27 protein-coding genes, 1 tRNA gene and 1 pseudogene are annotated in these 26,515 nt (G+C 38.1%); 21 read left to right on the top strand and 8 right to left on the bottom strand.

The features are described from left to right. Positions 1–61: 61 nt before the first annotated feature. A complete protein-coding gene (locus P3R27_RS02100; RefSeq protein ID WP_126134240.1) occupies positions 62–1,408 on the top strand; it encodes a TrkH family potassium uptake protein in 1,347 nt (448 codons plus the stop codon). A gap of 81 nt (positions 1,409–1,489) precedes the next feature. Here the strand turns inward: P3R27_RS02100 and gloA are convergent, their stop codons facing one another. Continuing rightward, entirely contained in the window at positions 1,490–1,864 is a 375-nt protein-coding gene (gene gloA, locus P3R27_RS02105; protein WP_010734851.1) for a lactoylglutathione lyase, read from the bottom strand. A gap of 133 nt (positions 1,865–1,997) precedes the next feature. Here gloA and P3R27_RS02110 point away from each other — a divergent pair, with 133 nt between their 5' ends. Further along, positions 1,998–2,441 (top strand): NUDIX hydrolase, encoded by a 444-nt coding sequence (locus P3R27_RS02110; protein WP_126134239.1) that lies wholly within the window; start codon positions 1,998–2,000, stop codon positions 2,439–2,441. A 69-nt stretch (positions 2,442–2,510) separates the two neighbouring features. Here P3R27_RS02110 and yidA read toward each other — a convergent pair whose 3' ends face one another. The 3 genes from yidA to P3R27_RS02125 are packed head-to-tail and all read right to left on the bottom strand — an operon-like array spanning position 2,511 to position 5,522. Then, positions 2,511–3,320, bottom strand: a complete 810-nt coding sequence (gene yidA / locus P3R27_RS02115; protein ID WP_010734853.1) for a sugar-phosphatase — start codon at positions 3,318–3,320, stop codon at positions 2,511–2,513. A gap of 14 nt (positions 3,321–3,334) precedes the next feature. Further along, a complete protein-coding gene (locus P3R27_RS02120) occupies positions 3,335–4,705 on the bottom strand; it encodes an HD domain-containing protein (RefSeq protein ID WP_034687487.1) in 1,371 nt (456 codons plus the stop codon). Further along, on the bottom strand, positions 4,689–5,522 hold the full coding sequence (locus P3R27_RS02125) for a lipoate--protein ligase family protein (protein WP_034687485.1): 834 nt from the start codon (positions 5,520–5,522) through the stop codon (positions 4,689–4,691). Before P3R27_RS02125 ends, P3R27_RS02120 begins: the two co-directional genes overlap by 17 nt. Before the next feature lie 253 nt (positions 5,523–5,775). Here P3R27_RS02125 and P3R27_RS02130 point away from each other — a divergent pair, with 253 nt between their 5' ends. From P3R27_RS02130 to P3R27_RS02150, 5 genes are all read left to right on the top strand, one after another. Beyond that, on the top strand, positions 5,776–6,207 hold the full coding sequence (locus tag P3R27_RS02130) for a YwiB family protein (RefSeq protein WP_034687484.1): 432 nt from the start codon (positions 5,776–5,778) through the stop codon (positions 6,205–6,207). A gap of 76 nt (positions 6,208–6,283) precedes the next feature. Further along, positions 6,284–6,898: a DNA-directed RNA polymerase subunit delta gene (gene rpoE / locus P3R27_RS02135; RefSeq protein WP_034687482.1), complete on the top strand. Its 615-nt coding sequence runs from the start codon at positions 6,284–6,286 to the stop codon at positions 6,896–6,898. A gap of 238 nt (positions 6,899–7,136) precedes the next feature. Then, positions 7,137–7,580 carry a hypothetical protein gene (locus tag P3R27_RS02140; RefSeq protein WP_235186280.1) on the top strand — a complete coding sequence of 148 codons (444 nt, stop codon included), beginning with the start codon at positions 7,137–7,139 and terminating at the stop codon, positions 7,578–7,580. 284 nt (positions 7,581–7,864) lie between these two features. Beyond that, on the top strand, positions 7,865–8,104 hold the full coding sequence (locus P3R27_RS02145; RefSeq protein WP_235186279.1) for a hypothetical protein: 240 nt from the start codon (positions 7,865–7,867) through the stop codon (positions 8,102–8,104). 3 nt (positions 8,105–8,107) lie between these two features. After that, positions 8,108–8,395 (top strand): hypothetical protein, encoded by a 288-nt coding sequence (locus P3R27_RS02150; RefSeq protein WP_235186274.1) that lies wholly within the window; start codon positions 8,108–8,110, stop codon positions 8,393–8,395. A gap of 206 nt (positions 8,396–8,601) precedes the next feature. On the opposite strand, the gene P3R27_RS02155 is transcribed toward P3R27_RS02150, so the two are convergent. Further along, positions 8,602–8,673 (bottom strand) — tRNA-Arg (locus tag P3R27_RS02155). A 59-nt stretch (positions 8,674–8,732) separates the two neighbouring features. On the opposite strand from P3R27_RS02155, the gene rpoN reads away from it, so the two are divergent. From rpoN to P3R27_RS02200, 9 genes are all read left to right on the top strand, one after another. Continuing rightward, complete coding sequence (rpoN, locus tag P3R27_RS02160; protein ID WP_126134238.1) at positions 8,733–10,061, top strand: RNA polymerase factor sigma-54; 1,329 nt, start codon at positions 8,733–8,735, stop codon at positions 10,059–10,061. Between the two features lie 152 nt (positions 10,062–10,213). Next, positions 10,214–11,305 carry a sugar-binding transcriptional regulator gene (locus P3R27_RS02165; protein WP_200868945.1) on the top strand — a complete coding sequence of 364 codons (1,092 nt, stop codon included), beginning with the start codon at positions 10,214–10,216 and terminating at the stop codon, positions 11,303–11,305. Positions 11,306–11,345: 40 nt separating this feature from the next. Then, positions 11,346–12,347 (top strand): type I glyceraldehyde-3-phosphate dehydrogenase, encoded by a 1,002-nt coding sequence (gene gap, locus P3R27_RS02170; protein WP_034687475.1) that lies wholly within the window; start codon positions 11,346–11,348, stop codon positions 12,345–12,347. Between the two features lie 105 nt (positions 12,348–12,452). Next, the gene (locus P3R27_RS02175; RefSeq protein ID WP_034687474.1) at positions 12,453–13,643 is read left to right on the top strand and encodes a phosphoglycerate kinase; all 1,191 of its coding nucleotides are present in this window, start codon (positions 12,453–12,455) and stop codon (positions 13,641–13,643) included. A 94-nt stretch (positions 13,644–13,737) separates the two neighbouring features. Further along, entirely contained in the window at positions 13,738–14,493 is a 756-nt protein-coding gene (gene tpiA, locus P3R27_RS02180) for a triose-phosphate isomerase (protein ID WP_019723102.1), read from the top strand. Positions 14,494–14,609: 116 nt separating this feature from the next. Continuing rightward, the gene (gene eno, locus P3R27_RS02185) at positions 14,610–15,908 is read left to right on the top strand and encodes a phosphopyruvate hydratase (protein ID WP_010734865.1); all 1,299 of its coding nucleotides are present in this window, start codon (positions 14,610–14,612) and stop codon (positions 15,906–15,908) included. A 689-nt stretch (positions 15,909–16,597) separates the two neighbouring features. Next, the gene (locus P3R27_RS02190) at positions 16,598–17,092 is read left to right on the top strand and encodes a hypothetical protein (RefSeq protein WP_034687472.1); all 495 of its coding nucleotides are present in this window, start codon (positions 16,598–16,600) and stop codon (positions 17,090–17,092) included. A gap of 544 nt (positions 17,093–17,636) precedes the next feature. Beyond that, positions 17,637–19,100 carry a helix-turn-helix domain-containing protein gene (locus P3R27_RS02195; protein ID WP_126134237.1) on the top strand — a complete coding sequence of 488 codons (1,464 nt, stop codon included), beginning with the start codon at positions 17,637–17,639 and terminating at the stop codon, positions 19,098–19,100. 205 nt (positions 19,101–19,305) lie between these two features. Continuing rightward, positions 19,306–20,373 (top strand): WxL protein peptidoglycan domain-containing protein, encoded by a 1,068-nt coding sequence (locus tag P3R27_RS02200; RefSeq protein ID WP_034687467.1) that lies wholly within the window; start codon positions 19,306–19,308, stop codon positions 20,371–20,373. A 46-nt stretch (positions 20,374–20,419) separates the two neighbouring features. Here P3R27_RS02200 and P3R27_RS02205 read toward each other — a convergent pair. After that, positions 20,420–20,828 (bottom strand): annotated as a pseudogene (locus P3R27_RS02205) (hypothetical protein). A gap of 644 nt (positions 20,829–21,472) precedes the next feature. Between P3R27_RS02205 and P3R27_RS02210 the strand changes: the two are divergent. From P3R27_RS02210 to P3R27_RS02230, 5 genes are all read left to right on the top strand, one after another. Continuing rightward, positions 21,473–21,865 carry a hypothetical protein gene (locus tag P3R27_RS02210; RefSeq protein WP_241234769.1) on the top strand — a complete coding sequence of 131 codons (393 nt, stop codon included), beginning with the start codon at positions 21,473–21,475 and terminating at the stop codon, positions 21,863–21,865. Continuing rightward, positions 21,858–23,432, top strand: coding sequence for a lipase family protein (locus P3R27_RS02215; RefSeq protein WP_126134236.1), 1,575 nt, complete (start codon positions 21,858–21,860; stop codon positions 23,430–23,432). The genes P3R27_RS02210 and P3R27_RS02215 overlap by 8 nt, the downstream gene beginning before the upstream one ends. A gap of 13 nt (positions 23,433–23,445) precedes the next feature. Further along, positions 23,446–23,739, top strand: coding sequence for a hypothetical protein (locus P3R27_RS02220; protein ID WP_034687461.1), 294 nt, complete (start codon positions 23,446–23,448; stop codon positions 23,737–23,739). 3 nt (positions 23,740–23,742) lie between these two features. Beyond that, positions 23,743–24,069: a hypothetical protein gene (locus tag P3R27_RS02225; RefSeq protein WP_301356517.1), complete on the top strand. Its 327-nt coding sequence runs from the start codon at positions 23,743–23,745 to the stop codon at positions 24,067–24,069. A gap of 99 nt (positions 24,070–24,168) precedes the next feature. Continuing rightward, positions 24,169–24,786 (top strand): sugar O-acetyltransferase, encoded by a 618-nt coding sequence (locus P3R27_RS02230; RefSeq protein WP_034687457.1) that lies wholly within the window; start codon positions 24,169–24,171, stop codon positions 24,784–24,786. 167 nt (positions 24,787–24,953) lie between these two features. Here P3R27_RS02230 and P3R27_RS02235 read toward each other — a convergent pair whose 3' ends face one another. Both P3R27_RS02235 and P3R27_RS02240 read right to left on the bottom strand, forming a co-directional pair. Continuing rightward, on the bottom strand, positions 24,954–25,532 hold the full coding sequence (locus tag P3R27_RS02235) for an ECF transporter S component (RefSeq protein WP_034687455.1): 579 nt from the start codon (positions 25,530–25,532) through the stop codon (positions 24,954–24,956). A gap of 6 nt (positions 25,533–25,538) precedes the next feature. Then, positions 25,539–26,513 carry a nucleoside hydrolase gene (locus P3R27_RS02240; RefSeq protein ID WP_126134235.1) on the bottom strand — a complete coding sequence of 325 codons (975 nt, stop codon included), beginning with the start codon at positions 26,511–26,513 and terminating at the stop codon, positions 25,539–25,541. Positions 26,514–26,515: the final 2 nt, after the last annotated feature.

The raw sequence follows: 26,515 nt of genomic DNA on the forward strand, positions 1-26,515 counted from the left end.
GCAATAGCTACTTCATTTGTTCGTTGCGAAGGTAGCTAACGGTCTTAGAGGAGTGATTCGAATGAAACAGAGGATAACAAAACAACTGTCACCAGTTCAATTGATTGCTGTTGGCTTTTTTCTTTTGATCTTAGTTGGTGGCAGTTTACTTACTTTGCCTTTCTTTAGTAAAAGTGGCGAACCGACGAATTATATTGATGCATTATTTACTGCAACTTCAGCCGTCTGTGTCACTGGCTTGACTACGTTGAACACTGCGGCGCATTGGAATGAAGCCGGTCAGTTTCTGATCATGGTTTTGATCGAGATCGGTGGTTTAGGTTTTATGATGATCCCCATTATTTTCTTTGCAGTAGCGAAGAAAAAAGTCAGTTTTAGTATGCGGATCTTACTGAAAGAAGCATTGAATCTTGAAATCATGTCAGGTGTTATGAGTTTGATGCTCTATATCTTGAAATTCGCAATGGTCATCCAAGGGCTGGGAGCACTTGCCTTGAGTTTTACATTTGTACCGACTTACGGATGGACAAAAGGGATTTGGTACAGCATCTTCCATGCCGTATCAAGTTTTTGTAATGCTGGATTTGATTTGTTAGGGGATAGCTTAGCAAATGATCAGCCAAACATCTATCTCTTAATGGTGGTCTCTGCACTGATCATTGCTGGAGGATTAGGTTTTATTGTTTGGCGGGATCTACTTAGTTATCATAAAGTAAAGAAAATCACTCTTCACTCAAAAATTGCATTGATTGTCACTGGCGGCTTATTGGTGGGTGGTTTTATCGTCTTTTTCTTTACCGAACAAAATGCGATCCATCTAGTTGAAGGAACTTATCTTGAACGTTTAGCAAATACGTTCTTCCTGAGTGTCACACCAAGAACAGCTGGTTACTACTCCATCGACTATTTACAAATGAGTCATGCCGGCTTGATGTTGACAATGATCTTGATGTATATCGGTGGAACATCAGGTTCAACAGCTGGTGGGTTAAAGACCACTACTTTGGGCATCTTATTGATTCAAATGCATGCGACATTTAATGGGAAAACTAGAGCTGAAGCTTTTGGACGAACGATTCGCCCAGCAGCAGTACTTCGCGCACTGACGTTGTTTTTCGTTACATTGTCTTTATGTATGTTGGCGATCATGGTCTTGTCGGTGACTGAGACGATCCCAGAAACTTCAGGCATCGAATATATTGCTTTTGAAGTGTTCTCAGCGTTTGGAACAGTTGGTTTGACAATGGGGTTGACACCAGATCTGACAGAAGTCGGCAAACTGCTCATCATGTCATTGATGTATATCGGACGTGTAGGGATTTTAACCGTCTTTTTCTCTATCCTTGTAAAAGGAAATCAAGTAGGGACGAAGTACAAATATCCAGAAGAGAGCGTATTGATCGGTTAATAGTAAGAGGTTTTAAGAACAAAAAAACAGAGGAAGTTGACACACGGTGTTCACATCCTCTGTTTTTTAGTGTTGCTCTATTTATTTTGTACGAATGACTTCGATTTTGTAACCATCAGGATCGACAACGAAGTAATAAGACGGAGCTGTTCCTGGCAGTCCTTTCAAGTCAGTCACGTTGAAGCCTGCTGCTTGATGTTTTTCATGAAGTGCTTCTAAGTCTTCAACTGAAATAGCGATATGACCGTAACCGTTTCCTAAATCATAGCCTTCATGATCATAGTTGTAAGTTAACTCTAATTCGTAATCGTCTCCTGGTAAAGTCAAATAAACCAGCGTAAACTTGTTTTCTGGAAAATCGCGGCGACGACTTTCTTCAAAGCCGAATGCTGTTTGATAGAATTTTAAAGAAGCGTCAAGATCTTTGACACGGACGCAAGTATGAGCCATTTTCATAAGTATATCTTCCTTTCTATTTTACCTTTTCCACATTATCATATCAAAAATTTCAAGTACGCTATGGGTTTGTGCTTGTTTATGAGAAAACTCTCATGTAGAATAGAAAGAAAAAGATGAAGGGACAATACCTATGGAAAACCCAATGTTTGGCGAAAAAGACGAGTCTGCAAATTACCAAGACCGTTACGCAGCGTATATCATTGTCGAAACACATGGGAAAATCGCAATGATCGAAGCGCCAAATGGTGCCTTTTTTTTGCCAGGCGGTGAAAAAGAGGGACAGGAAACAAATGAAGAAGCGATTTCTCGTGAATTACTGGAGGAAATGGGGATCAGCGCAGAGATTGCTTGTTATCTAGGAGAAGCAGCGGAATATTTTTACTCAAACCATCGAAAAACTTACTTCCACAATCCTGGCTATTTTTATGTAGCAAAGAGTTGGCAAAAGATAGGGGAACCGACCGAAAAAGACCAATTGATCTGGTGGGTCACTCCTGAAACGGCCTTAGAAAAATTAAAACGAGGAAGTCATCGTTGGGCAGTGGAAAAATGGCTAGCGATGAAGCAAAATTGAACAAAAAACAGCTCATAAGAAAGAGCCGATACCTCGGTCTTCGAAATGAGCTGTTTTTATTCATTACTTTTACAAGACATATTTTTTGATTGCTTCGGCCACACCGTGTTCATCGTTAGTTGCAGTAACCACATTAGCTGCTTCTTTTATCAACGGAACGGCATTTCCCATCGCCACGCCTAATCCAGCGTATTCGATCATCGACAAATCATTTTCGTTGTCACCGATCGCCATGATTTCCTCTTGTTTGATTCCTAGATGTTGGGCTAAGTTAGCAACAGCAGCGCCTTTACTAGCTTCTTTGTTCAAGATTTCAAAGTAGAAAGGTGAACTCTTGACAGTCGTATATTTTTCGCGGAAAGTTTGTGGTAAACGAGCGATGGCAGCATCTAGGATCGCTGGTTCATCGATCATCATCATCTTCACGATACTCATATCAGGTGTCATTTCATCAGCTGTCCGATATTTCAATGGCATGTTGACTAAAAAAGCTTCATGGACAGTATAGGGACTGATATCACGATTCGTTGTATAGATTGTTTGATCATCGATCGAATGCAAATGACTTCCCACACGTCTGGCCATGACTTCGATCTCCAAGAAATCTTCATAAGTCAAGCCATGACGAGCAATGATTTTACCGGATTTTGTTTGCTGGACTAATGCACCGTTATAAGTGATCACATAATCGTTGTCTTGGTATAATCCCAATTCATTCAATTGGTTTTTGACTCCTGGAAGCGGACGACCTGTACATAGTACGATCGCCACGTTTTTTTCCACAGCGCTTGCAATTGCTTCTTTTACTTCTTGTGTGATTTCTCTTTTTTCGTTTAAAAGGGTACCATCGATATCGATAGCGACTAATTTGATAGACATAACATTCTCCTTAGTTAGTTTATTTCTTCAATCAATGCGCCATTATGGATATGACGCGCAAATTCTTGGTAGGTTTCATCAAAAAGATCATAGTGATTACGCAAGGTAGGATCGACCATTTCTTTCGGAAAGAAGAAGCGTTCATCTCCTTGTTCTTGCCCTGCGAGTGCAGCAACTAATTGACTGACCTCTGATAATTCTATCAAAGTTCCGTCATTTCGCAAGATTTCGATTTGTGTGCGATGTCTGCCTTCTTCTGGACGGTAAAAATCATAAGGCAGGTCATAGCTTGAATTGATGGCTGTATAATAGTTTGGATTGTAGCCAACTTTTTCGACCAAAGAGGTCAATTCAGCAATCAGTGGTGACTGACGATCACCAGAAAACATCGCTGATTTCAATGGTTTACGATTTAAGAAGCGTTTGGCTAAGTCACTAAGGATTGGATCAGATGAATCCGTCCATTGACTGAAACACGTATTTAAGACGCCATCATCCAGCTTTAAGTACTCATCTAAACTAAATGTGCCATCTAAAAATGGCAACAGTAACTGTGAATGACGTGCAAAACTATCATCATTTTGGTGATAAAGTTCATGGGCACGATGCAGCAGATGCTCTAAGACGACTTCCATTCCCCGAGAAACTGGATGAAAGTATACTTGGACATACATCTGATAGCGACTGACGATATAATCCTCTACTGCGTGCATCCCATTCATGGAAAAGGCGATTCCACCTTGATAGGGGCGAATCACACGCAAAATCCTTGTCAAATCGAACGTACCATATTCTGTACCTGTAAAGTAGGCATCGCGTAAAAGGTAATCCATGCGATCGGCATCGATTTGGCTAGAAATCATTTGGACGACTTGTGGATTTGGATACGTTTTTTGGATCACACTAGCCACTTTCTCAGGAAAACCTTCTTCGACACGATTCAAAATCTGATAGACTTCCGTTTCTGGCGAAGTAATGATCTCTACAGTGATTGCTTCATGATTGGTCTGGAAAATATGTTCAAAGGTATGTGAATAAGGCCCATGGCCAATATCATGGAGTAAGGCAGCACACAAAGTGACTAAACGTTCACGATCATCCCAACCAGAAGGACCAATTTTTTCTATTGAGAAATTTCTTGAAAAAATATCACAGATGCGTCGGGAGATTTCATATACACCGAGTGAATGAGTGAAACGGCTATGTTCTGCGCCATGGAAAGTAAATGACGAAGTGCCGAGTTGCTTGATCCGCCGTAATCGCTGGACTTCTTTCGAATTGATCAAGTCTAAGATCACTTGATGTTGCACGTGGATGTAGTTATGCACCGGATCTCTAAAGACTTTTTCCATCGGTAACATTTTATATTTATAAGGTGTTGTCATAAGCCAGCTCCTTTAGTGCATTTCGTTGGTTCATGCGCTCGATTTGTGTTTGCCACTTATCTGGTAAGACATTGGCTTCTTGCCAAGCGTCAGAGTCCATTGAAATACTTGTTGGATACATTGTATCAAATGCCTTGATAAACGAATCTTTTACTTGAACGATAGTCAAGGACGTATCGAATAATTCCTCTAATGTCGCCATACTTGTTGGTCTAACGGCAGGGTAGCCATCAGTACCAAATTGTTCTTTCAATGCTTGTTGATAAAATCGTCGCATCAACTCGCCACGTCTTTCTTGGTCGCCATTCACGCTAAGATACATCATGACTGAAATCCCGTTTTTGATTCGACGTTGGGCAATCCCCGCAAATTTTTTACCGTCAATACTAAGATCATATGTACCTGGACAGTATGAGTCTTTGATTTCATAGGCTTTTATTTTGTCTGCGTAAACAGGAAAAGCTTGGCGAGTCAAAGCGAGCATTTTTTCGTAGCCTTCATCGATCGAGATTTTGTTCTCATCTTCTTGTGGGAAAATCAACGAGATATTCAAAATCCCTCGGTCTGAAACGACACCTAGTCCACCGGCATTGCGGATCACCGGTGTAAATCCTGCATCTTGGATAGCCTTTATCCCATCAGCTAAAAAGGATGTCCGAGTATCTTTCATACCAAGAATAACTGTCTGTTGATATTGCCAAAAATGCAGAAAAGTTTGTTGCTTTTTTTTCGAATTCTCTGTTAAAATATCCGTTAAAGCAAACGGAGAAAAATCATTTGTGTGATAGACTTCTTGATCCAAAATAATGGATGTCATGTACTCAGCTCCTAGTTAAATCTGTTTGAGCAGGGGTGCTTTACATACCTTTAATTCAAACTTAGGTGGGACGAGAGGATCATATCACAGCCCCCAAATTGTTAGAATATATAGGAGTATCACGCCCACTTCCTTCATTATACTCCAAAATATTAAAGAAGAGAGGAAAAAAGTTATCCGCTCTTTAGACCTGTCGGTTGACAAATCAGTGGAAAGTGGGAACAATGTAGCTATGAGAAAAGGAGAATGTCAAATGGAACGATCTGGATTACCGATTTCGATACAATTACGTACAAAAGTGAAACAACAAGGAGAGCAACAAGATTTTTATTTTGATCTGAAAGGACAGATGGTCAAAATTGGCGATACCTTATACATACGCTATAAAGAGATCCAAGAAGGACAGGAAGAAGTTCCTGTCACGATTAAGATCATGCCGGATGGGCACGTTCAATTGATTCGTGCTGGTGAAATGCGTATGCGTTTGAAATTTGCCTATCGTGAGCGCTTGGAGACACATTATCGTACCCCTTACGGAATGATCCAAGTCGATACATTCACGAAGGAATTACACGTCAGTCTAAAAGATCGACCAACCGCTGGCAAAGTCATGATTGAGTACGATTTATTCATGGGTGTAGAAAAAATAGGTGAATATGAGATGGTCTTAGATTTTACTGCATAAAATAGCAAAGAAACGTTTGATTTTTTACCTGTGATTTTGTATGATAAGGAGTAGACTGTGAAAGGACGTGTCCTGATTGGAAATTAGTGTATTTGAAGGTGCAAACAAAAACGAATTATCAATGATCGAAGTCGCACACGCGATCTTAGAGCAGCGTGGTGATGTGATGGACTTTTCTGATTTAGCAAATGAGATCCAAACTTATCTTGGCAAATCAGATAGTGACATTCGTGATTCACTCGCACAATTTTATACTGACTTAAATATTGACGGTAGCTTTATTTCATTAGGCGACAATCGTTGGGGCTTGCGTTCATGGTACGCCATCGATTCGATCGATGAAGAAGTCAACCATGGAATCGACGAAGAAGACGAGGATACACCACGTCGTCGTAAACGCAAAAAAGTCAATGCCTTTATCAATGATGACGAAGATGCCATCGATTATAATGATGACGACCCAGAAGATACTGATTTGTCTGAGGAAGACGATGATGATCTATTTGAAGACGAAGATGACGATGATGAAGAAATCGCTGCATACAACTCTGACTTACAAGAAATCGGTGCGGATACTGGTGATGATGAAGAAGAAATCCCAGGGAACATTGAAGAAGATCTAAGCATTATCGAAGACGATGATGACGAAGAAGATGAAGAGTTCGAAGACGAAGATTTCCCAGAAGAGTAAGTGAGGGAAACCACATAAAACTGCAAGTTACTGATAAAAGTAACCTTGCAGTTTTTTTTTGTCTTTCAACAAAAGAAGAAAGTCGTACAGAGTAAAGCAGAACGTCAACTAGAAAACCAAAAGTGCTGTCTTAGTGTTGAAGTTATACTTTTGTGACTTCTAGAAATGATTTAGAAAAAAGCATCACGTGATGTCAGCGAATCTTTTTTCATTTGCTGTAAAAAAGAGTATGATGAAAGTGAAACCGAGACAGGACAATCAAATACAAAAGGAGACGATCGATATGTTAGATGATCAATTAAAATGTCCCAATTGTCAGACCAAATTCTATTATAATGAAGTACGTCACATTGTGAAGCATCGAGAAAAAGAAATGCCGATCCGCTGTCCTGAATGCAATGAAGTAGTCAAACGGAAACTTTCTCATGGCTATTTCGTGACATACAAAGAAACAGATTTTTCAAAGTTGGATCAGGAAGTGGAGGAAACTCCGAAGCAATACAAAAGCTTGAAAACCGGTGCGGTGATCAGTGCAGATGAATACCGAGAAATGATTGAACGTCATGATTTATCTTTAAACGGACCAATGAGTTCGGAACTAATGGGTGGTATGAACTATTTTATTGAAAATGAAGCATTGAATAACGAAGAAAGTTACGAAGATTACGTCCCTTATGATTGACAAAAAATGAAAGAGCATGGGACATTAGTCCTCTTATACTGCTTGAAATCGTTTAAATAGCAGGAATAGAAGTAACTGGTTTGGAAATAAAGCCACTAACCACAAAAATTTGAAGAAACATTTATGTGGTTAGTGGCTTTATTTCGCTAGGCTAAACACTGCTGTTGAGATCTCTTGAGGAAACAGGTGATGTATTAAGTAAGAAAATAAAAAACTCTTTGTTTCATTGGCTATTTCCGATTAAGATTATGGACGGAAGAATAACAAATAAATAGGAGTAATCAATGAAAAAGTCAATACGAATAAAAGTAATCGGTTTTCTTGTGATTTTACTTGGGTTGTTTTTCTTGGTCCATTCATCACCACAAGAGCAAACCTCTTTAAATCTTTCCACGCAAAATGAAAAAAATACATATCGTACATTATCCAGTAAGTTGGACTTTCAGCAACAGCTTCGTGTCATTTCGAGAGAATATCAACTAACCGAAGAAGAAGCTAAAAAACAGCTCGGCTATACTGGGTAAATGGTGCAAAGCGCAATACATAATGGAGCAATCCACCGTGTCTTTTCTCAAAACATAACTGTCAATCGAGTGTACCAACCAAGTTTATTGTTATACTGTGAAACGAGTGAAGGTGGAAATTTCCGAGCAATCAAGTCGATTTTAGTCGTCCAACTGAGAGCAAACAACCAAGGTTTAGAGAAACATTTTTCAGGAGATGTCTTTGTTTATTTGGAAGACCCTAACCGGCTATTTTATATCGTCAATGGCGATTTTTACGATAAAAAAACAGCCGCTTTAAGAAACGGTTAAACGCTTCGTCAAGGTGATGGAGTGACAGAGCGCTATAATCCTGGACCTTTAACGAATCATTTCTACTCTAGTTACATAGAAGATTGGTTTACTTTTTGAAATCCCATGAAGAGATCAAAAAAAGCAGTTTTCCTAGATAGGAAAACCGCTTTTTTCTTAGAATTTTGAAAGCAAAATCCTTGCAAATATGCTAAGATAACAATAGACGCGTCCTGAGGGAATCGAACCCCCGTCTCAAGAACCGGAATCTTACGTGATATCCACTACACTAAGGACGCAAGCACTGCAACAATTGTATCGAAATCAAAAATAAATTACAAGGGGAATGGACAAAAAAATGAAATTTGAACAAAATTTTTCACAAAAACAACAACAAACACAAAAACTTGCCATGACACAACAGCTCCAACAGTCCATCCAAGTCTTGCAGTATAACAGCGAAGAGCTACTGGCTTTTGTTGAAAATCAGGCATTGGAAAACCCCTTAGTAGAAGTGATCGAACCGGATTGGCAACCCGATTACCAAAAACGTAATGCCAGTTATGAGGGAGAAGAAACGAGCTACTTGAATCAAATCCCTGATACAACAGGCTCTCTGTTTGAATCGTTGATCGAACAAGTCCATTTGAATTACCGAGATACTTTTTTACGTAAGTTGATTTTATATTTGATTGAATATATCGACCTGAATGGTTTTTTGACTATTTCTTTAGAAGACGCCATCCAACAAACGAATGCGACGCCGATCCAAATGCTTGACGCATTGACGTTGATCCAGCAGTTAGAGCCAGCAGGTGTTGGGGCGCGAAGTTTACAAGAATGTTTGATGTTACAAACTGAACGAGACGATTATGCTCCCGAATTGGCTTACATTGTCTTGGAAGAATGGTTTGATCAATTAGTCGAACGCAAATGGAAAGAGATCGCCCAACATTTTGCAATTCCATTAAGCGATGTACAACGGATCTTTGACTATATCCAAACCCTTAGTCCAAGCCCTGGACGAGTCTTTGACCATAGTAGCGGTTTGTATATCATCCCCGATGTTAAAGTTGTCGTAACAGATGAAGAAGTCCAAGTCATCTCAAATCGAGGCAACCAACCGAATGTACGTTTTCAAGAAGCTTATTTTCAACAGATGCAAAAAAAAGCAGATAAAGAGACTCAAGCCTATTTGAAAGAACGAAAACAAGAATTTGAGTGGCTGCAAAAAACGATTTTGCAACGTGGTGATACGATCATGCGCGTGGCGCAAATCATTGTTTCTCGGCAAAAAGAATTCTTTACAAATGTCGCACGACCGATCCGCCCATTGACCTTAAAAGAGGTTGCAGAAGAAATCGACGTCCACGAATCAACGGTCAGTCGAGCAGTCAATGGCAAGTATCTTGAAACCGATTTTGGTGTCTTCGAATTGAAAAAGTTCTTTACGACGAGACTCCAACCTACAAATGCAGAGAGTACTGAAGATCTATCAGCAGATACCGCAAAGAAAAAAGTCCAAGAACTAGTGGATGCGGAAGATAAAAGCAAACCATTATCTGACCAAAAATTAGTAGAACTACTGAAAAATGACAAAATTTCGATTTCTCGACGAACAGTCGCTAAATATCGTGACTTGTTAGGAATCCCTAGTTCATCGAAAAGAAAACGGTATGATAAATAATTGAACAGGAGACTGGAAGAATCTTAAACATTTTTCTAGTCTTTTTTTGTTGATAAATACGGACAAAACTGTTAGACTATGTCATGTGAGGTTGAGATTTTCCTAGTAGAAAACATGCAGGTTGGAAAGTCCGATTTATTTTTTTAGATCACATGGGTCGTTTGGAGTCTACATTGGACGAAAAATGTCCAGCTAAGGAGATCGCTATGTTAGATGAATTGAAACTGATTGAAGCTGTTGCGCCAGACATCATGGATGTTTTGCAAGAACGCTATAAGATTTTGCGCAATATTTACTGGATGCAGCCAATTGGTCGTCGTAGTTTATCGGAAAGCATGGGCATGACCGAACGTGTTTTACGAACTGAAACGGATTTGCTCAAACAACTTGAACTGATCAACGCCTCTAAAAGTGGTATGACGCTGACAAAAAAAGGTGAAGAAGTCTATCAAAGCCTCGAAAGCTTTATGGACCAACTTTTAGGAATGCATCAGATTGAAATGAAACTATCTGAGTATTTTGGTAATCAGCGCTGTATCGTTGTTTCTGGAAACAGTGAACAACAACCAAAAGTAGCAGATGCTTTTGGCGAAGCCTTAGACGAATCTTTAAACCTATTACTTCCAGAAGGTGACAATATCATTGCAGTCATGGGAGGAACAACGATGGCGATCGTCGCAGAGCAACTGACCAGCTTAGAAAATAGTAAACGCCATAACTTGTTTGTACCCGCAAGAGGTGGGATCGGTGAGGCGATTACTGTACAAGCGAACTCAGTCAGTGCTAGAATGGCTACAAAGGCAAATGGAAAACACCGAGCATTATATGTGCCGGAACAATTAAGCTTGGCTACTTACAATTCACTACTCAATGAGCCGTCTATACAAGAAGTGTTAAACTTGATAAGTGAGGCAAATTGTGTTATTCATAGTATTGGACGGGCGTTGCACATGGCAGCGCGACGAAAAATGAATGAAGAAGAATTGCTGATGTTGAAACAAGCCAATGCCGTTGCGGAATCTTTTGGCTATTTCTTCAATGAAAAAGGAGAAGTTGTTTATAAAGTCCCACGAATCGGTATCGAATTAAAAGACTTAGCCAAGGTCCCGATCATTCTTGCAGTTGCAGGAGGGAAAGCCAAAGCCAAAGCAATTCGAGCGTATATGAATAATGCACCAAAACAAACGTGGCTCATCACAGATGAAGCCGCTGCTAATGAGATTTTAAAAGGGGTATCCCTTTAAAATAAATATTTTTTTGATTTTCATAAGGAGGAAATCTTAAATGACAGTTAAAGTAGGTATTAATGGTTTTGGACGTATTGGACGTCTAGCGTTCCGTCGTATCCAAGATGTAGATGGAATCGAAGTAGTAGCAATCAACGATTTGACAGATGCTAAAATGTTGGCACACTTGTTAAAATACGATACAACTCAAGGACGTTTCAACGGAACAGTTGAAGTTCACGAAGGTTCATTCAACGTAAACGGAAAAGAAGTTAAAGTATTAGCTAACCGTAACCCTGAAGAATTACCTTGGGGCGAGCTAGGCGTAGACATCGTTCTAGAATGTACTGGTTTCTTCACTTCAAAATCAGCTGCTGAAAAACATTTAACAGCTGGTGCTAAACGTGTTGTTATCTCAGCTCCTGGTGGAAATGATGTACCAACAATCGTTTACAACACAAACCATGAAACATTAACTGGTAAAGAAACAGTTATCTCTGGTGCTTCATGTACAACTAACTGTTTAGCACCTATGGCTAAAACATTGAACGACAAATTTGGTGTGGTTGAAGGATTAATGACAACTATCCACGCTTACACAGGTGACCAAATGACTCTTGACGGACCTCATCCTAAAGGTGACTTCCGCCGTGCACGCGCTGCTGCTGCAAACATCGTTCCTAACTCAACAGGTGCTGCTAAAGCAATTGGTTTAGTAATCCCTGAATTGAACGGAAAATTAGACGGAGCTGCTCAACGTGTACCAGTCGCAACTGGTTCATTAACAGAATTAGTTACAGTTCTTGATAAAAACGTAACAGTTGATGAAGTAAATGCAGCAATGAAAGAAGCAGCAAACGAATCATACGGTTACAACACAGACGAAATCGTTTCTTCAGATATCGTTGGTATGACTTACGGTTCATTATTTGATGCTACTCAAACAAAAGTAATGACTGTTGGCGACAAACAATTGGTTAAAACTGTTGCTTGGTACGACAACGAAATGTCATACACTGCACAATTAGTACGTACTTTAGAATACTTCGCTAACTTATAAGATAAAGCGTACAAGTGTAACCTATATCCATGTACACTTAAAAGCGGGGAAGCAATCGCGCTTCTCCGCTTTTTTTGATAAGATGTTTATTTAGGAGGAAATCAAATGGCTAAGAAAACAGTCAAAGATATTGATTTAAAAGATAAAAAAGTCCTTGTCCGTGTTGACTTCAATGTTCCTTTGAAAGACGGCGTCATTACTGATGATACACGTATCAAAGCGGCATTGCCAACAATCAATTACGTGTTGGAACAAGGCGGAAAAGCGATTCTTTTCTCTCACCTTGGACGTGTAAAAACAGAAGAAGATAAAGAAGGAAAATCTTTAGCACCAGTTGCGAAACGTTTAGGCGAATTGCTAGGTAAAGAAGTAACTTTTGTTCCTGAAACTCGTGGTTCAGAATTGGAAAAAGCAATTGCTGACATGAAAGATGGCGACGTAGTTGTTTTTGAAAACACTCGTTTTGAAGACATCGACGGCAAAAAAGAAAGCAAAAATGATGCTGATCTAGGTAAATACTGGGCTTCTTTAGGCGATGTATTCGTCAATGATGCATTTGGTACAGCTCACCGCGCGCACGCTTCTAACGTAGGGATCGCTTCAACAGGTATCCCAACAGTTGCTGGATTCTTAATGGATAAAGAAATCAAGTTCATCGGCGAAGCTGTTGAAGAACCAAAACGTCCGATGATCGCGATCTTAGGTGGAGCGAAAGTTTCAGATAAAATCGGTGTTATCGAAAACTTGATTCCTAAAGCAGACAAAATCTTGATCGGCGGCGGAATGACTTACACATTCTACGAAGCAAAAGGCATCAAGATCGGTAACTCTTTAGTTGAAGCGGATAAAGTAGCTTTAGCAAAAGAATTGATCGAAAAAGCTGGCGACAAATTAGTTTTACCGATCGACAACGTTTGTGCGCCTGAATTTTCAAATGATGTGGAAACACAAGTCATCGAAGGCGACATTCCTGAAGGCTTGATGGCATTAGACATCGGCCCTGCTTCTGTTAAACTATTTGCTGATACATTGCAAGGAGCGAAAACAGTTGTATGGAATGGACCAATGGGGGTATTCGAAATGAGTAACTTCGCTAAAGGTACGATCGGTGTTTGTGAAGCAATCGCTAACCTTGAAGGTGCTACAACAATCATCGGTGGCGGTGACTCTGCAGCAGCTGCGGAACAATTAGGTTTTGCAGATAAATTCACCCACATCTCAACAGGTGGCGGTGCAAGTTTAGAATTGCTTGAAGGAAAAGAATTACCTGGCCTAGCTGCAATCAACGACAAATAAGCATAAAATCAACGAATAAATAAAATGGTGAGAGGACCATCTACAGATTGCTTAAATCTGTAGTCCTCTTATATTCTGAATAGGAGTGCATATCATGCGTAAACCAATTATCGCTGGTAACTGGAAAATGAACAAAACTGCATCTGAAGCAAAAGATTTTGCAGAAGCAGTAAAAAACAAGATCCCTTCAAATGATAAAGTAGATTCAGTTATTGGATCTCCTGCCTTATTTTTACAAGAATTAATGGCTTCAGCTGAAGGTACAGAATTGAAAATTGCTGCACAAAACTCTTACTGGGAAAACTCAGGTGCATTCACTGGTGAAACATCACCAGCAGCTTTAGCTGATCTAGGTGTACAATATGTGATCATCGGTCACTCTGAGCGTCGTGAATATTTCCACGAAACTGACGAAGATATCAACAAAAAAGCGAAAGCAATCTTCGCAAACGGTATGATCCCAATTCTTTGCTGTGGCGAGTCATTAGAAACATATGAAGCAGGCAAAACTGCTGAGTGGATCGAAGGACAAATCACTGCTGGTCTTGAAGGCTTAACAGAAGGTCAAGTAAGTAATCTAGTTATTGCTTACGAACCAATCTGGGCAATCGGCACAGGTAAATCAGCAGATGCTGAAATCGCTGACGAAATCTGTGGCGTGGTACGTCAAACAGTTGAAAAACTTTACGGCAAAGAGGTATCAGAAGCAGTTCGTATCCAATACGGTGGTTCTGTAAAACCTGAGAACATTGCTGAATATATGGCAAAAGAAAATGTGGATGGCGCATTAGTTGGCGGAGCTAGCTTAGAAGCGGATTCATTCTTAGCATTACTTGATGCTGTAAAATAATTATTGAAAATTTGTGAAAAATGCAAGAAATGTTTGCACAAAGACACAAAATTAACTAAAATCGTATATGAGGGAAATCCCTTAGGAAAAAACCAAACTCAAAGGAGAGACAAAACATGTCAATTATTACTGATGTTTACGCTCGCGAGATTCTAGACTCACGCGGTAACCCAACAATCGAAGTAGAAGTATACACAGAAAGCGGTGCTTTCGGCCGTGGAATGGTTCCTTCAGGTGCTTCAACTGGTGAATACGAAGCAGTTGAATTACGTGACGGAGACAAATCTCGTTATGGCGGTAAAGGTGTAATCAAAGCTGTTGACAACGTAAACAACATCATTGCTGAAGCAATCATTGGCTACGATGTACGTGACCAAATGGCTATCGACAAAGCAATGATCGCTTTAGACGGAACTCCTAACAAAGGTAAATTAGGTGCAAACGCTATTCTTGGTGTTTCAATTGCTGTTGCTCGTGCAGCTGCTGACTACCTAGAAGTACCTTTATACCACTACCTAGGCGGATTCAACACAAAAGTATTACCAACTCCAATGATGAACATCATCAACGGTGGATCACATGCGGATAACTCAATCGACTTCCAAGAATTCATGATCATGCCTGTTGGCGCGCCAACATTCAAAGAAGCACTACGTATGGGTGCAGAAGTATTCCATGCATTAGCTGCAATCTTGAAATCTCGTGGATTAGCAACTTCAGTTGGTGACGAAGGTGGATTCGCTCCTAACCTTGGTTCAAACGAAGAAGGTTTCGAAGTAATCATCGAAGCAATCGAAAAAGCTGGCTATGTTCCTGGTAAAGACGTTGTTCTTGCAATGGACGCTGCTTCTTCAGAATTCTACGACAAAGAAAAAGGTGTTTACGTATTAGCTGATTCAGGCGAAGGCGAAAAAACAACTGACGAAATGATCAAATTCTACGAAGAATTAGTATCTAAATACCCAATCATCTCTATTGAAGATGGATTAGACGAAAACGACTGGGATGGATTCAAGAAATTGACAGAAGTTCTAGGCGACAAAGTTCAATTAGTGGGTGACGACTTGTTCGTAACAAACACTGAAAAACTTGCTGAAGGTATCGAAAAAGGAATTGCTAACTCAATCCTTATCAAAGTTAACCAAATCGGTACTTTGACAGAAACTTTCGAAGCAATCGAAATGGCTAAAGAAGCTGGTTACACTGCAGTAGTTTCTCACCGTTCTGGTGAAACAGAAGATTCAACAATCTCTGATATTGCAGTTGCAACAAATGCTGGCCAAATCAAAACAGGTTCTCTATCACGTACTGACCGTGTTGCGAAATACAACCAATTATTACGTATCGAAGACCAACTTGGTGAAGTTGCAGAGTACAAAGGTTTGAAATCTTTCTACAACTTAAAAAACAAATAATTAAATGAATGTAAAAATCCCCTTCTTATGTCAATGATATAAGTGGGGGATTTTTTTAGGCAAAAAATCGATTAATTAGCTTTAATCATGCTGTTCTTAATTCATCACGTCTTTATCATGGATGATGAAAACGAGACGATTGAGAACAAGAATGGACCTCCTAGAAACTTGAAGATCGACAACTATGTGGGCTTTCTTTTTATTAGATAGTGTGTTATAGTCTATGGATTATCTAAACGACGAACGATTCCGAAGAATTTCTTCTTTATCATCTGCTTCTCTTACTTCCTCAATTTAACCACCAACCCTTTTGACGTCATCATCATCTGTTGCCATATAAACAAAACCCGCATAGTGTTCAGTTCCAATATAAATAAGTTTATTTTTGATGAATGCAAGAGAATAAGTTATCGTGGAAATTTTTTTGATTACCGGACATGGATTTATTTGAAATATCACGCCTAAAAGGTTTAATAACTCTGATCAAAGGATAAATAGGGAGCTTTTATAGAGGTAAGGAGTGAGCCTAGTCTCTCTTTCCGGACAAGTTTCTATCATGTAGCAAAGAACGTTGTGTAAGATTATCCTGTTTTTAAAAAAAGAGTGGAATGTTCGGATAAACCCTATGAGGGAATTTAATGTAAACTGATTTTGTGAAAAAAATATTAAATTCCGGAGGCTATCCAACAATGAAAAAAAAAGTATCCACAATAGTTATGCTCTCAACTTTGTTGTTAGTAGGTAGTAACCCAAGCTTAGTAAACGCATCCGAGGCAGTCAGTGAAAAACAAATACCGATTGAAGTCCAAGATGGAAAACTAGCTATCACTTTCAATGAAGGAACAACGGACAAAGTCGATTTCAAATTATCTGATTTTGACTTAAATTCAGATATGCGTAAACAAACGAAGGTCTTAAAAGCGATAGCTACAGTAAATAATACAAAATCTGAAGATGTTTTTGTGAATATTTTTGCAAAACTTGACCAATATGGAAATGGACTAGACATTCAACCTTCAAACCCACATCTTCAAGCACAACAGGTAATGCGCATGAGTTCGGTACAGATCGAAAAAGATTTTGATGTCATTTTAGATGCAAATGATTACGTATGGAGATCAAACAGAGATGATAGCGCCAAAATCATCTTGACAGCACAAGAAGTAAATAATCCTTGGGGATAATACTCCCGAATAAAAAATAGTTATTTTCAGTTGTGAAAGGCTTGTCAGGTATAAAGAGTTAAGTGTGCGGAGATTGACAGAATAAGATGGATTATAATAGAGAATACGTACATCTATCCGTCTGTCCTATAGAATATTCAAAGAAGAAATGCTGATCCAATCAATGAAAACTACTCTTGTTGATTGCCTGATCAGTGTTCCTTCTTTTATTCTTTCGTGTAGTTGCAAGCTTCTGCTGTGGCTGGTTGGTCCATCAGATTTATGAATCTAGTAGTGCAAACAGAGAAAATTTTAATCAATAGAAATTTATTAGAAATAAGTGAAGGGGTTTAGAGAATAATTCCGTAAAAAGACAAATATACATGATCAAAGCTTCACTACCTTAGTAATCAAGTCAAAATGTACAGGCCAGACCAATACAACAGCCATGCAAGTTGAACTAGGAGACATCGGTATAGTTCGCTAAAAATAAAAAATGAAACATTCTGACTAAATGAATTCTTCTTAGTATAGAATCCTCTAAAAATGAAGGTTGGTAGAAGAAATGGAATATATAATGGATACGTTTAGTAGCCGTTACTTAACAAAAAAGCAAAACGAAATGTTGCAACTGTTTAAGGTTCTAGTGACAGAAAAATATTTGTCATTGAATAGATTAAGTGAGCGATTAAACTTAACGATGTATCAAACGAAAATATTACTGATTGAACTCGAAGAAAACTTTGAACAATTGAATTTCACATTTTCATCTTTCTTTTTACTAGAAAAAGGAACGATTGGTTTAATCGAAGGCGTTAATCAGGAATTGTTGCTTCAAGTATTTGTCAATTTGAAAAAAAAGTTTTTTAATGAATCACCTTATTTTCAATTATTGCTCTATCTCTTGAAACACCGAAAAACTCGTGTAGTCGATATTTCCGAAAAGTTGATGTTTAGTAAGTCTTATAGTTATAAATTGATCAGCAGACTGAAAGATATCTTTCATTATCAAAAAATACCAATAACTATTAATAGTAATTTTGAATCAATTTCTTTGGAAGGAAATGAGATGTCTATCAGAACATATCATTACCTTGTACAAATCATGGCCTATAATGTTTTCGCAGATAGCCAAACAAGAGTGAATATTGACCTAGTAGGTGGACACTACGAGAGGTTGAAGACGACAAAAGCAAAGCATGACATTCTATTCTCGATACTTGAAAATGCTGTGTCACGTGGGTATATCATACAAGATTTGGACAAAACAGCAATAGAACTATTCGCTGATATGAAAGAGCTGTATGAAGAGGACTCGCTAACAAAGTTGATACCAACCCGAAACATGGAAGATAGAGAAAAAGAAGTTGCATTCTTTTATTTTTGTAGACAACTTCTCATCCCTGAAACGACAAGCAAGCAGGACAAGATAGTCTTAGGCAAAAAATTCAAAGAGCATAGACATAACGAAATCGTTGATTTTTCTATGAATGTCGTCGAAACATTTTCAGAAACATATAAGATAAGTTCCGATGTGGAACATGTGATTTTATATGAAAGTGTCATCAATAGTTGGGCATACAAAAATATTTATTTCGAGAATTTAAAAGGAGTGGCTAATCAAAATAGTCCCAATAGTAGAATCCATGAAGTGAAGCAGCTACTATTGGAAATAGTCAAAAACAGGAATTTTCAAGTTGGCGATAGACAAATATTTGCGAACAAGTTAGCACATATTCTTTCGTATTATTTACCTATCCAAAACAATGAAAGAGTGACTATTGCTATATCGATGTTGCATCATCCGGAATATGTACCAGTTATCGAAAGTAAATTACTAACGATATTTAATAAAAAAATCATTCATTTCACTTCTGACTTTACTGATGCAGATATTTTAGTGTCTGATGGGATTGTGTACCACGAAGAGTCCCAAGATTTTGCTTTTTTTAGAGACATTCACAATAAGGATCATTGGGACAATTTAAACGCGATTGTCCAAGCAAGAATTATCTTAAAGCTAGAGTAATGAATTTAATAAATATAAATAATAAAAAAATCTCGAAGGAAACTTATCCTTTTCAAATTGATCAGGGAAAAGTAAAACATTCTGATGAATCAAAATACAAAGTATGATGATAGGATAAATATTGTTGTGAAAAAGAGGAATAAGAATATCAAGAACAAAATATAGAGATTTAAGATACTTGATAAGTAAATGAATAGGAGAAATAATGACAAAAAATAGCCAAGCCAAAGAATACAAGTTAGTTGACTTCTGTTCGCTTATTTTCGTTTTATTGATGGGATGTTTTTTTTACATACAACCAGTAGAGGCGTCCGAGGAAGATACTGCATCGATCCTAGTGGATGTGCAACCCAAAGAATATGAGATCAGAGAAAGTTATCTGCAGTTTACTCCAGAACTTAATAAGAATTATGAGTTCACTGCTACGATTACAAATATAGGTGACAAGGACTTAGATGTTACTGTCTATCCATCGGTTGCTATATCAACGATGGGAAGTGTCACTTATGTTGAAAATACAGAAAATCTTTTAGATGAAAAGTATGACTTTAGTAAATACGTGAAGATAGCTAATGCTAATGGCGAACTAGAAGACGGAAAAATCAAAGTTGAAGCGAAACAAAGTGAAACGATAGCGATTTTGATCAATGTGACTGAGGAACTTGATGGAGAAGTTTTAGGTGGGGTGAATTTCTCTCAAACATTAAGTGAAGAAAGTCATGAAGATGCTATAGATATCGTTCATATCTATGAGAAAGTAATCCTATTTCATCTTAAGATGGATGAACTAGAGGGGGAAAAAGAACAAACTTATGATGAGTTTGAGTTTGTGAGCTCACAGGATGTGATAAGGCTTGATTACTATATAGCCAATAATGATCCTGCAGTAACTTTTGCGGAAAGCGGCTCATGCAAAGTAATCAATCCAAACGGGGATATCATTTCTGAAGGAGAAATTGAAGAGAGCTCAATTGCATTGACTCCAATGACTAAAACAAAACTAAATCTACCGTTAGTTCGTGATGCAGAATTGATGTTTGGAGAATATCAGTTTATTCTAACTGTTGATGGCAAAGAAAAAGTAACTAAATTTAATTATACAAAAGAAGAACTGGAAGGATTGATAGAGGAAACAGGAGGTTCAAACAAGATTATCGTCAATCAAGGCAGTAATATCTGGATGATCGGTTTGTTGCTTGTTTTTTCTACTCTGTTGATCATCACAAGTGTAATATTTTATCTTAAATATAAGAAAACGAGAATCGACAGCTAAGGCTTCGATTCTCGTTTTACATTTCAGCCAGATGATTTTTGAAAAATTATGTGGTTTCTTTAGTAGGTAAAAGTCCGAATGTATAAATGATTAACAATGTCAGAAAAGAAATTCCAGTACCAACAAAGCCAAAACACATATCAATAAGATCAGGTGTGTTTATGAATCCGAAGACAGTTTCGCATAGCGTATTTACTACGAGTAAGAGGAAAGAAAATATAATTACATAATTGAATTGTATCCCCATCAATAACCAAAAATATGGAATCAAACCTAAAATCAAGCTAATTGAAAAGTTTGAGATATGAAGATGAAAATCAGGATAGATAGAGGTGAAAATCATAATATTCCAATACTTTGATAAATACATGAATGAGCCAATAGCAATCACCACAAGATAAAAAAATAGAAGTCCATAACTTGGGTAAAAATTTAAAAGCGAGTTGGTTTTTCATGATAGGTCACTTCCGAATGATGTTTGAGTAATGAATATGAATATAGTGAGTTTTAATATGTATATAATGGCTTTTTATTATTAAAAAGAGGCGGTCAACTTCATTATAGCCGATTTACTTTATTATGTAATACACCAAACAAGAGATACGTGAAGTAAAGGACACATCCATATCTGGTATCGTCCACAAAACAAACAATCCTTTATTCTTTGTGATTTTTCAAAATAAACAGAGACTCTTCTGAATGATCGTAGTAATTTGCGTTTAATTTAAGCTCCCTATTAAAGTTGTTTTTTCGAACCATCGTTACTAGCATCAGGCTAAAACCTAACATTCCTAAAATAATAGAACCAACTACTAGTCTTGTTTTTCTTAGCATAGTTATCCTCTCCCAGTAGAATGATTTGACGAAGTAAGCATTTTTTTATGAGCGTATAAGACTAAAATTAACCGTATACGACGTATATGCTCCTTATCCAGTAAATTTTAATTTAAATAGGCAAAAATTACGTATAGTAATAATGAACGAAGCAGATGAGTAAACAGTAGTACAAGTAGAAAATACTAGCAAGTATTGATGTGCTGACAGAATATACACAAAAAGTATCCGAGAATTTGAAGAGTAAGGAATGAGGGATAATCAATTGGGAAAGAAAAAATGGCTGATTCTAGTAAGTATAGGTGTATTATTAGTTCTTTTGATGACGATAGGAGTGGATAAAATGAGCGAACCACCAGAAAAAGAAAGACAAATTGCTTTTTTGAAAGAACACGAAAATAAAATGACTGAGTATGTGAAATCTCAAAACCCAAAAATTCAAAGTGTTAAGTATGAATGGGATAGTGTGAAAGTCGCTGATATAGGAAATGGTACACCTAGGGGCGCTGGAAAATTAATGACCATTAATGGGAGATTTAATGATATTAAGGAGTCAAACTTTATATTAAGTTTCGGAGTAGATGAAAAAAATATGCCTAAACTTGATACAATAGGGCTTTTAAGCTCATTATATGTAGGAGGAATGATTTATGAGTAATTTAGAGAGTTTTGATAATATTTTTGCTGGCCTAGCAGAAAGTGCTTATAATAATCGTCCCAATTCTTTTACAAGTTACCAAAATAAAGAGAGAGTAATAAAATTTGACTTCTCCAAAGATAAAAAAATTAATGGAAAGTTAACAAAAGGGGGAAAAGAGTTACCCAACAACGGTGTGGTCTACCTCCAACCCGATACCACCGTCAAAACAGTCAAGGAGCTAGGAAACATACGAGTGCCGAAAGTAAACGGAGGCTATGAAGTGCAGAGCTATGTGAAAAACACATACAAGCAAGGTCTTTTGACGGATGAGAAAGCTGGGTTCAATGCTTATTATGTGACAGACACGCCTAAATTGTCGATAGAGACTAAACATACTTATTTTGTTACTAGAGGCAGTGATGGTATTTCTTCAAGTAATTTGAATCTCAATGACTGGTGGCATAATAATCAGGCATTTATAACAAAAAATGCCTATATTCCACAGGCAAAATTAGCAAATCAAGCTATGCACCAGAAGATAACGGAAATGACCACACAAGCACTTAATGCCACAATGTCTGTCACAGGTCATTCTTTGGGAACGATGGTGTCGATTCAGGCTGTGGCGAATCTCCCTGAAAAAGATATTGCTAAAATCGACAAAGTAGTTTTGTTTCAAGGACCTGATGCGCGTGAAAGTATTAATAGAATGTCGGAACAGGCACAAAAAAATATCCAGGAGTTGGAAGAGCAGGGGAAAATCGACTATTATGTCAATGCTGTTGATATTGTTTCCATGTTGAACAGAAATAAGCCTGGGCTAGATGAGATCGGGAATGTTCGTTACTTATTACCTAAATCTTTTAACACGACGTTTGATATGGAAGATCAAAACGGCTCTAGCCACGACTTTGGACAGTTTCAAATAAATCCTGATGGAACACTTCAGGAAGCTAATTTAAAGGAACATGGCTACATTTTTGCTGCGGGGGTAAAGGTTTCCCAATTGATAGATAAATATTTGAAACGTGTAGTAAAAGAAAAACCAGAAGGTGGGTTATCTTTTACAGAAGTCATAAAATTATTGCTCTCTGGAGAGTATAAAGATTTTGAAAAAGAATATGCCAAGATTATTGCAGAGACAAAAGTTGCTAGTGAATGGAACGAGACGGTCAACGAATTACATAAAAGAATTTCTCATGCTTCAGGTTCAAAAAAAATCAGTTTACAATCGGAATTAGTTCAATCGATCATCCAAAAGGCGAAAAATATAGGGGAAGAGTACGAGACCATCTTTAAAAATGCCCAAAAAGAATTCGAAGATGAGATTACGGCAACAGCGAAAGAACTATTAGATGGTGTTGGAATGATAAGAAACTATTTGACTTATTGGGAAGTACAAGAGATGGTTTCCCCATATGGAAAAAATAATTTATGGGACAGCGGACAAGCCTCATTAAATACGAATCAAGTGAAACAATATAAAGAGAAGCTGGAGGAGTTTAGTAATAAACTAGCGATAGTAGCAAATCATCTTACAGAGTATGACAGACAGGCAGGAAATATTTTGTTCAAAAACAAGTGAAAGGAGTTTATCTATGGAAAATAGAGAATTACAAGAATTTCTAGAAAGACTTGGACAAGAACAAAAGGAACGGGAACGAGTAGCCATACAAGCGCTGATTCTGGCAAAGGAAAGTCGCATCATTCAGACCAAGTTAACTTCAATCGAATTCCTAAAAGAGATCTCAGAAGGAATGTATCAACAAACAAATAGTATCTTACCGTCTACTTTGAAAGGCGCTTTAGAAGGGAAAAGTGCCGTTGCAGCAGAACAGTATGTCAAACAAATGAAACAACCAACATTGGTCACACCTGTGAAAAGGGGGTAAAGAATGGGGACAGTAGAGAAACAACATAAACTACAAAATTTAGAGGAGCAATTCTATCAAAACAAACGTCAAATACACCGTCAACAAGAAGAAATCAATCATCAGTTAGTAAACTTTAGGAGAGAAACAGATCAATTGGTACAAAAAATCATGTATTTGACGAAGAATGAACATTGGGATAGCCGACAATTCTATCATCAAATGGAGGCAATCAATCGTAACCTGATCCATACGGCTCAAAACTATGCACGACAATTAGAAGAAAAAGAGCAAGAATTAACAAGCTCCTATCGAAAAGAGATAGAGCGAATTCACGAAACCGATTACTAGAAAAACACTGTCACGATCTTTCACAAATCTCTCATCCTTATAGAAAATAGACTCTCTGTTATAATACATGTAAGCAAATAAGATAATAGGGGGAGAAAGATGAGCGAAAATGATGTGAAACAGATAACCAATACAGGTTTACCATACGATGATATGGACTCTAAAGTAGTACACGCAAGAAATCATGCATTGAGACAATGCAGGAGATACAATTTTCTCGTGAATTCAGAAAATCATTATAAATACCCCATTTTACGGGCACTATTCGCTTCAATGGGTGAGAATGTCTATATCGAGTCGAATTTTCAATGTGAGTTTGGATTCAACATTTCTATAGGAAATAATGTTTATTTGAACCATGATATGATCATTCTTGATTGTCATGAGGTGACGATCGGAAATGATGTCTATGTAGGGCCGAGAGTTGGTTTGTATGCAGCCAATCATGCAGAAGATCCGTTGGAACGTGCCGATCATGTCGTTTATGCGAAGCCGATCCATATTGGCGATAAAGTTTGGTTAGGAGCGGGAGTCCATGTTCTTCAAGGGGTGACGATTGGTGCAAATAGCATCATTGGGGCAGGAAGTGTGGTAACAAAAGATATACCAGAAAATGTGATTGCTGCGGGGAATCCGTGTAAAGTGATCCGACCGATCACGTATAAAGATCGAGAAAAAAATATTAAAGTCCAGGATAGTGCCTTGTTGATGGAATGATAGGATGCTGGATTTAGGAAAGTTTCTTTCAGTCAAACAAGAGACAAAACCTTTTGGATAACAAACAATACCCGAACGATGGATCAATTCCTTCTCATAGAGATGATAGAAATTGATTCGACGTTCGGGTATTTGCATTTAGTGATTAGCTATAGTACAAATACTCATCAACGATTTCTTGTCTTTGCCACTACTTGGTTTGGTAATTTCAACACAACAAGTGAAACGACAAGGACCGATAGCAGCCGATCTAAATAATCTGTCGCTGCTTGAACAATCGTGACACTTACAGCTTGGTTTAGTCCTAATCCGTAAAGAAGTTGGACAATGGTACTTGAACCTGATGAAGTGATACCACCAAATAATTGGATCGTGATAATCGATGATAGTATGGTTCCAGGCGCTGAAAGGACAAACGTCCATGCGAATAATGAAAGTTTACTCTTCAAACCTTGCGCCTGTAATTTCTGTGGTAAAATCAACCCCGCTAATAACCCAGTAATGATTTGTATCGGGGAATAATACAAAGAGAACATATCCATCGTCACGCCACTAAGTAAGCTACTACTCAATCCTGTTAAAACCCCAGGAATTGGTCCAAGTAAGGCACCTGCAAAAATCGTACCGATCGAATCAAGATAAATCGGTAAACGGAGCCATAAAGCAATCGTTCCACCGAGAAAGTTGATTCCGATACTTAGTGCCATGATTGTGATCATTCTTGTCGTGATTTTCTTTTGTGCCATCTTTTTTCATCCTATCTTTAATCTTTCCAGATCATTTTTTATCAATTCTTCTTGTGCATGTAAAAGAACGGCTAAAAACTTCCGGAAAAAAAGAGAGGTGTCAACATCTGTCATGATTAGACTGTTTGGTTTTTTCTGCCAAAAATCATAACGATCAACCAAGGTTTGTCCGCGGCTGATGCCTTGTGTTTCAACAGCAGTATAGCTAGTGAATCCTTGGCACAATTGTTCATCGATGAAATACGCAACGGCCAAAGGATCATTGATGACACAACCTAGGACGCGTTCTTGCTGCCAATGAAAGTCAAAGTAAAAGCGTGTGATTGCTTTTAAATAGTTGCCTTCTTCGGGCGCAAGTTGGCAACAATATTCTAGGATCGTTGGTGTAAATACGATTTCTCGTGTCACGTCTAAACCGACCATCTCGATCATTTGACCAAGATGTTTAAATACATAAGCTGCGGCATCAGGGTCACACCAGTAATTGTATTCTGCTACAGGTGAACAATTGCCGTGGCTTTTATACGTGCCACCCATCGAAACAAATCGATCCATGTTTTTTCCTATTTGTGGATTCTGTTGTAAAGCAGAAGCGACATTTGTTAGCGGCCCTAACGCAATCACTGAAGTATCTTTTTGTTCAGCAAAATAACTCGCTAAAAAATCAACAGCGTGAATCGTTTCGGCTTGCTTGTCTGTTTCTAATGGGAAGTTCGTTTCCCCTAGACCGTCCATGCCGTGAGTATCTTGAGCGCTGATAAATGGCATGTTGAGTGGTGTTGCAGAACCTTGATAAACAGGGATGTCTAAACGGTCACAACGTTCCAAACAACGGATCACATTTTCAGTTCCCAAATGTACAGGGACGTTCCCACAAACGGTGGTGATTGCGACAACTTCGATTTCTGGTGATTTTAATGCAAACAATAGCGCTAATGTATCATCGATACCGGGATCGCAATCAATAATAACTTTTCGCATTA

The sequence above is a fragment of the Enterococcus spodopteracolus genome, assembly GCF_030441955.1.
In the GTDB taxonomy this organism is placed as follows: domain Bacteria; phylum Bacillota; class Bacilli; order Lactobacillales; family Enterococcaceae; genus Enterococcus_B; species Enterococcus_B spodopteracolus.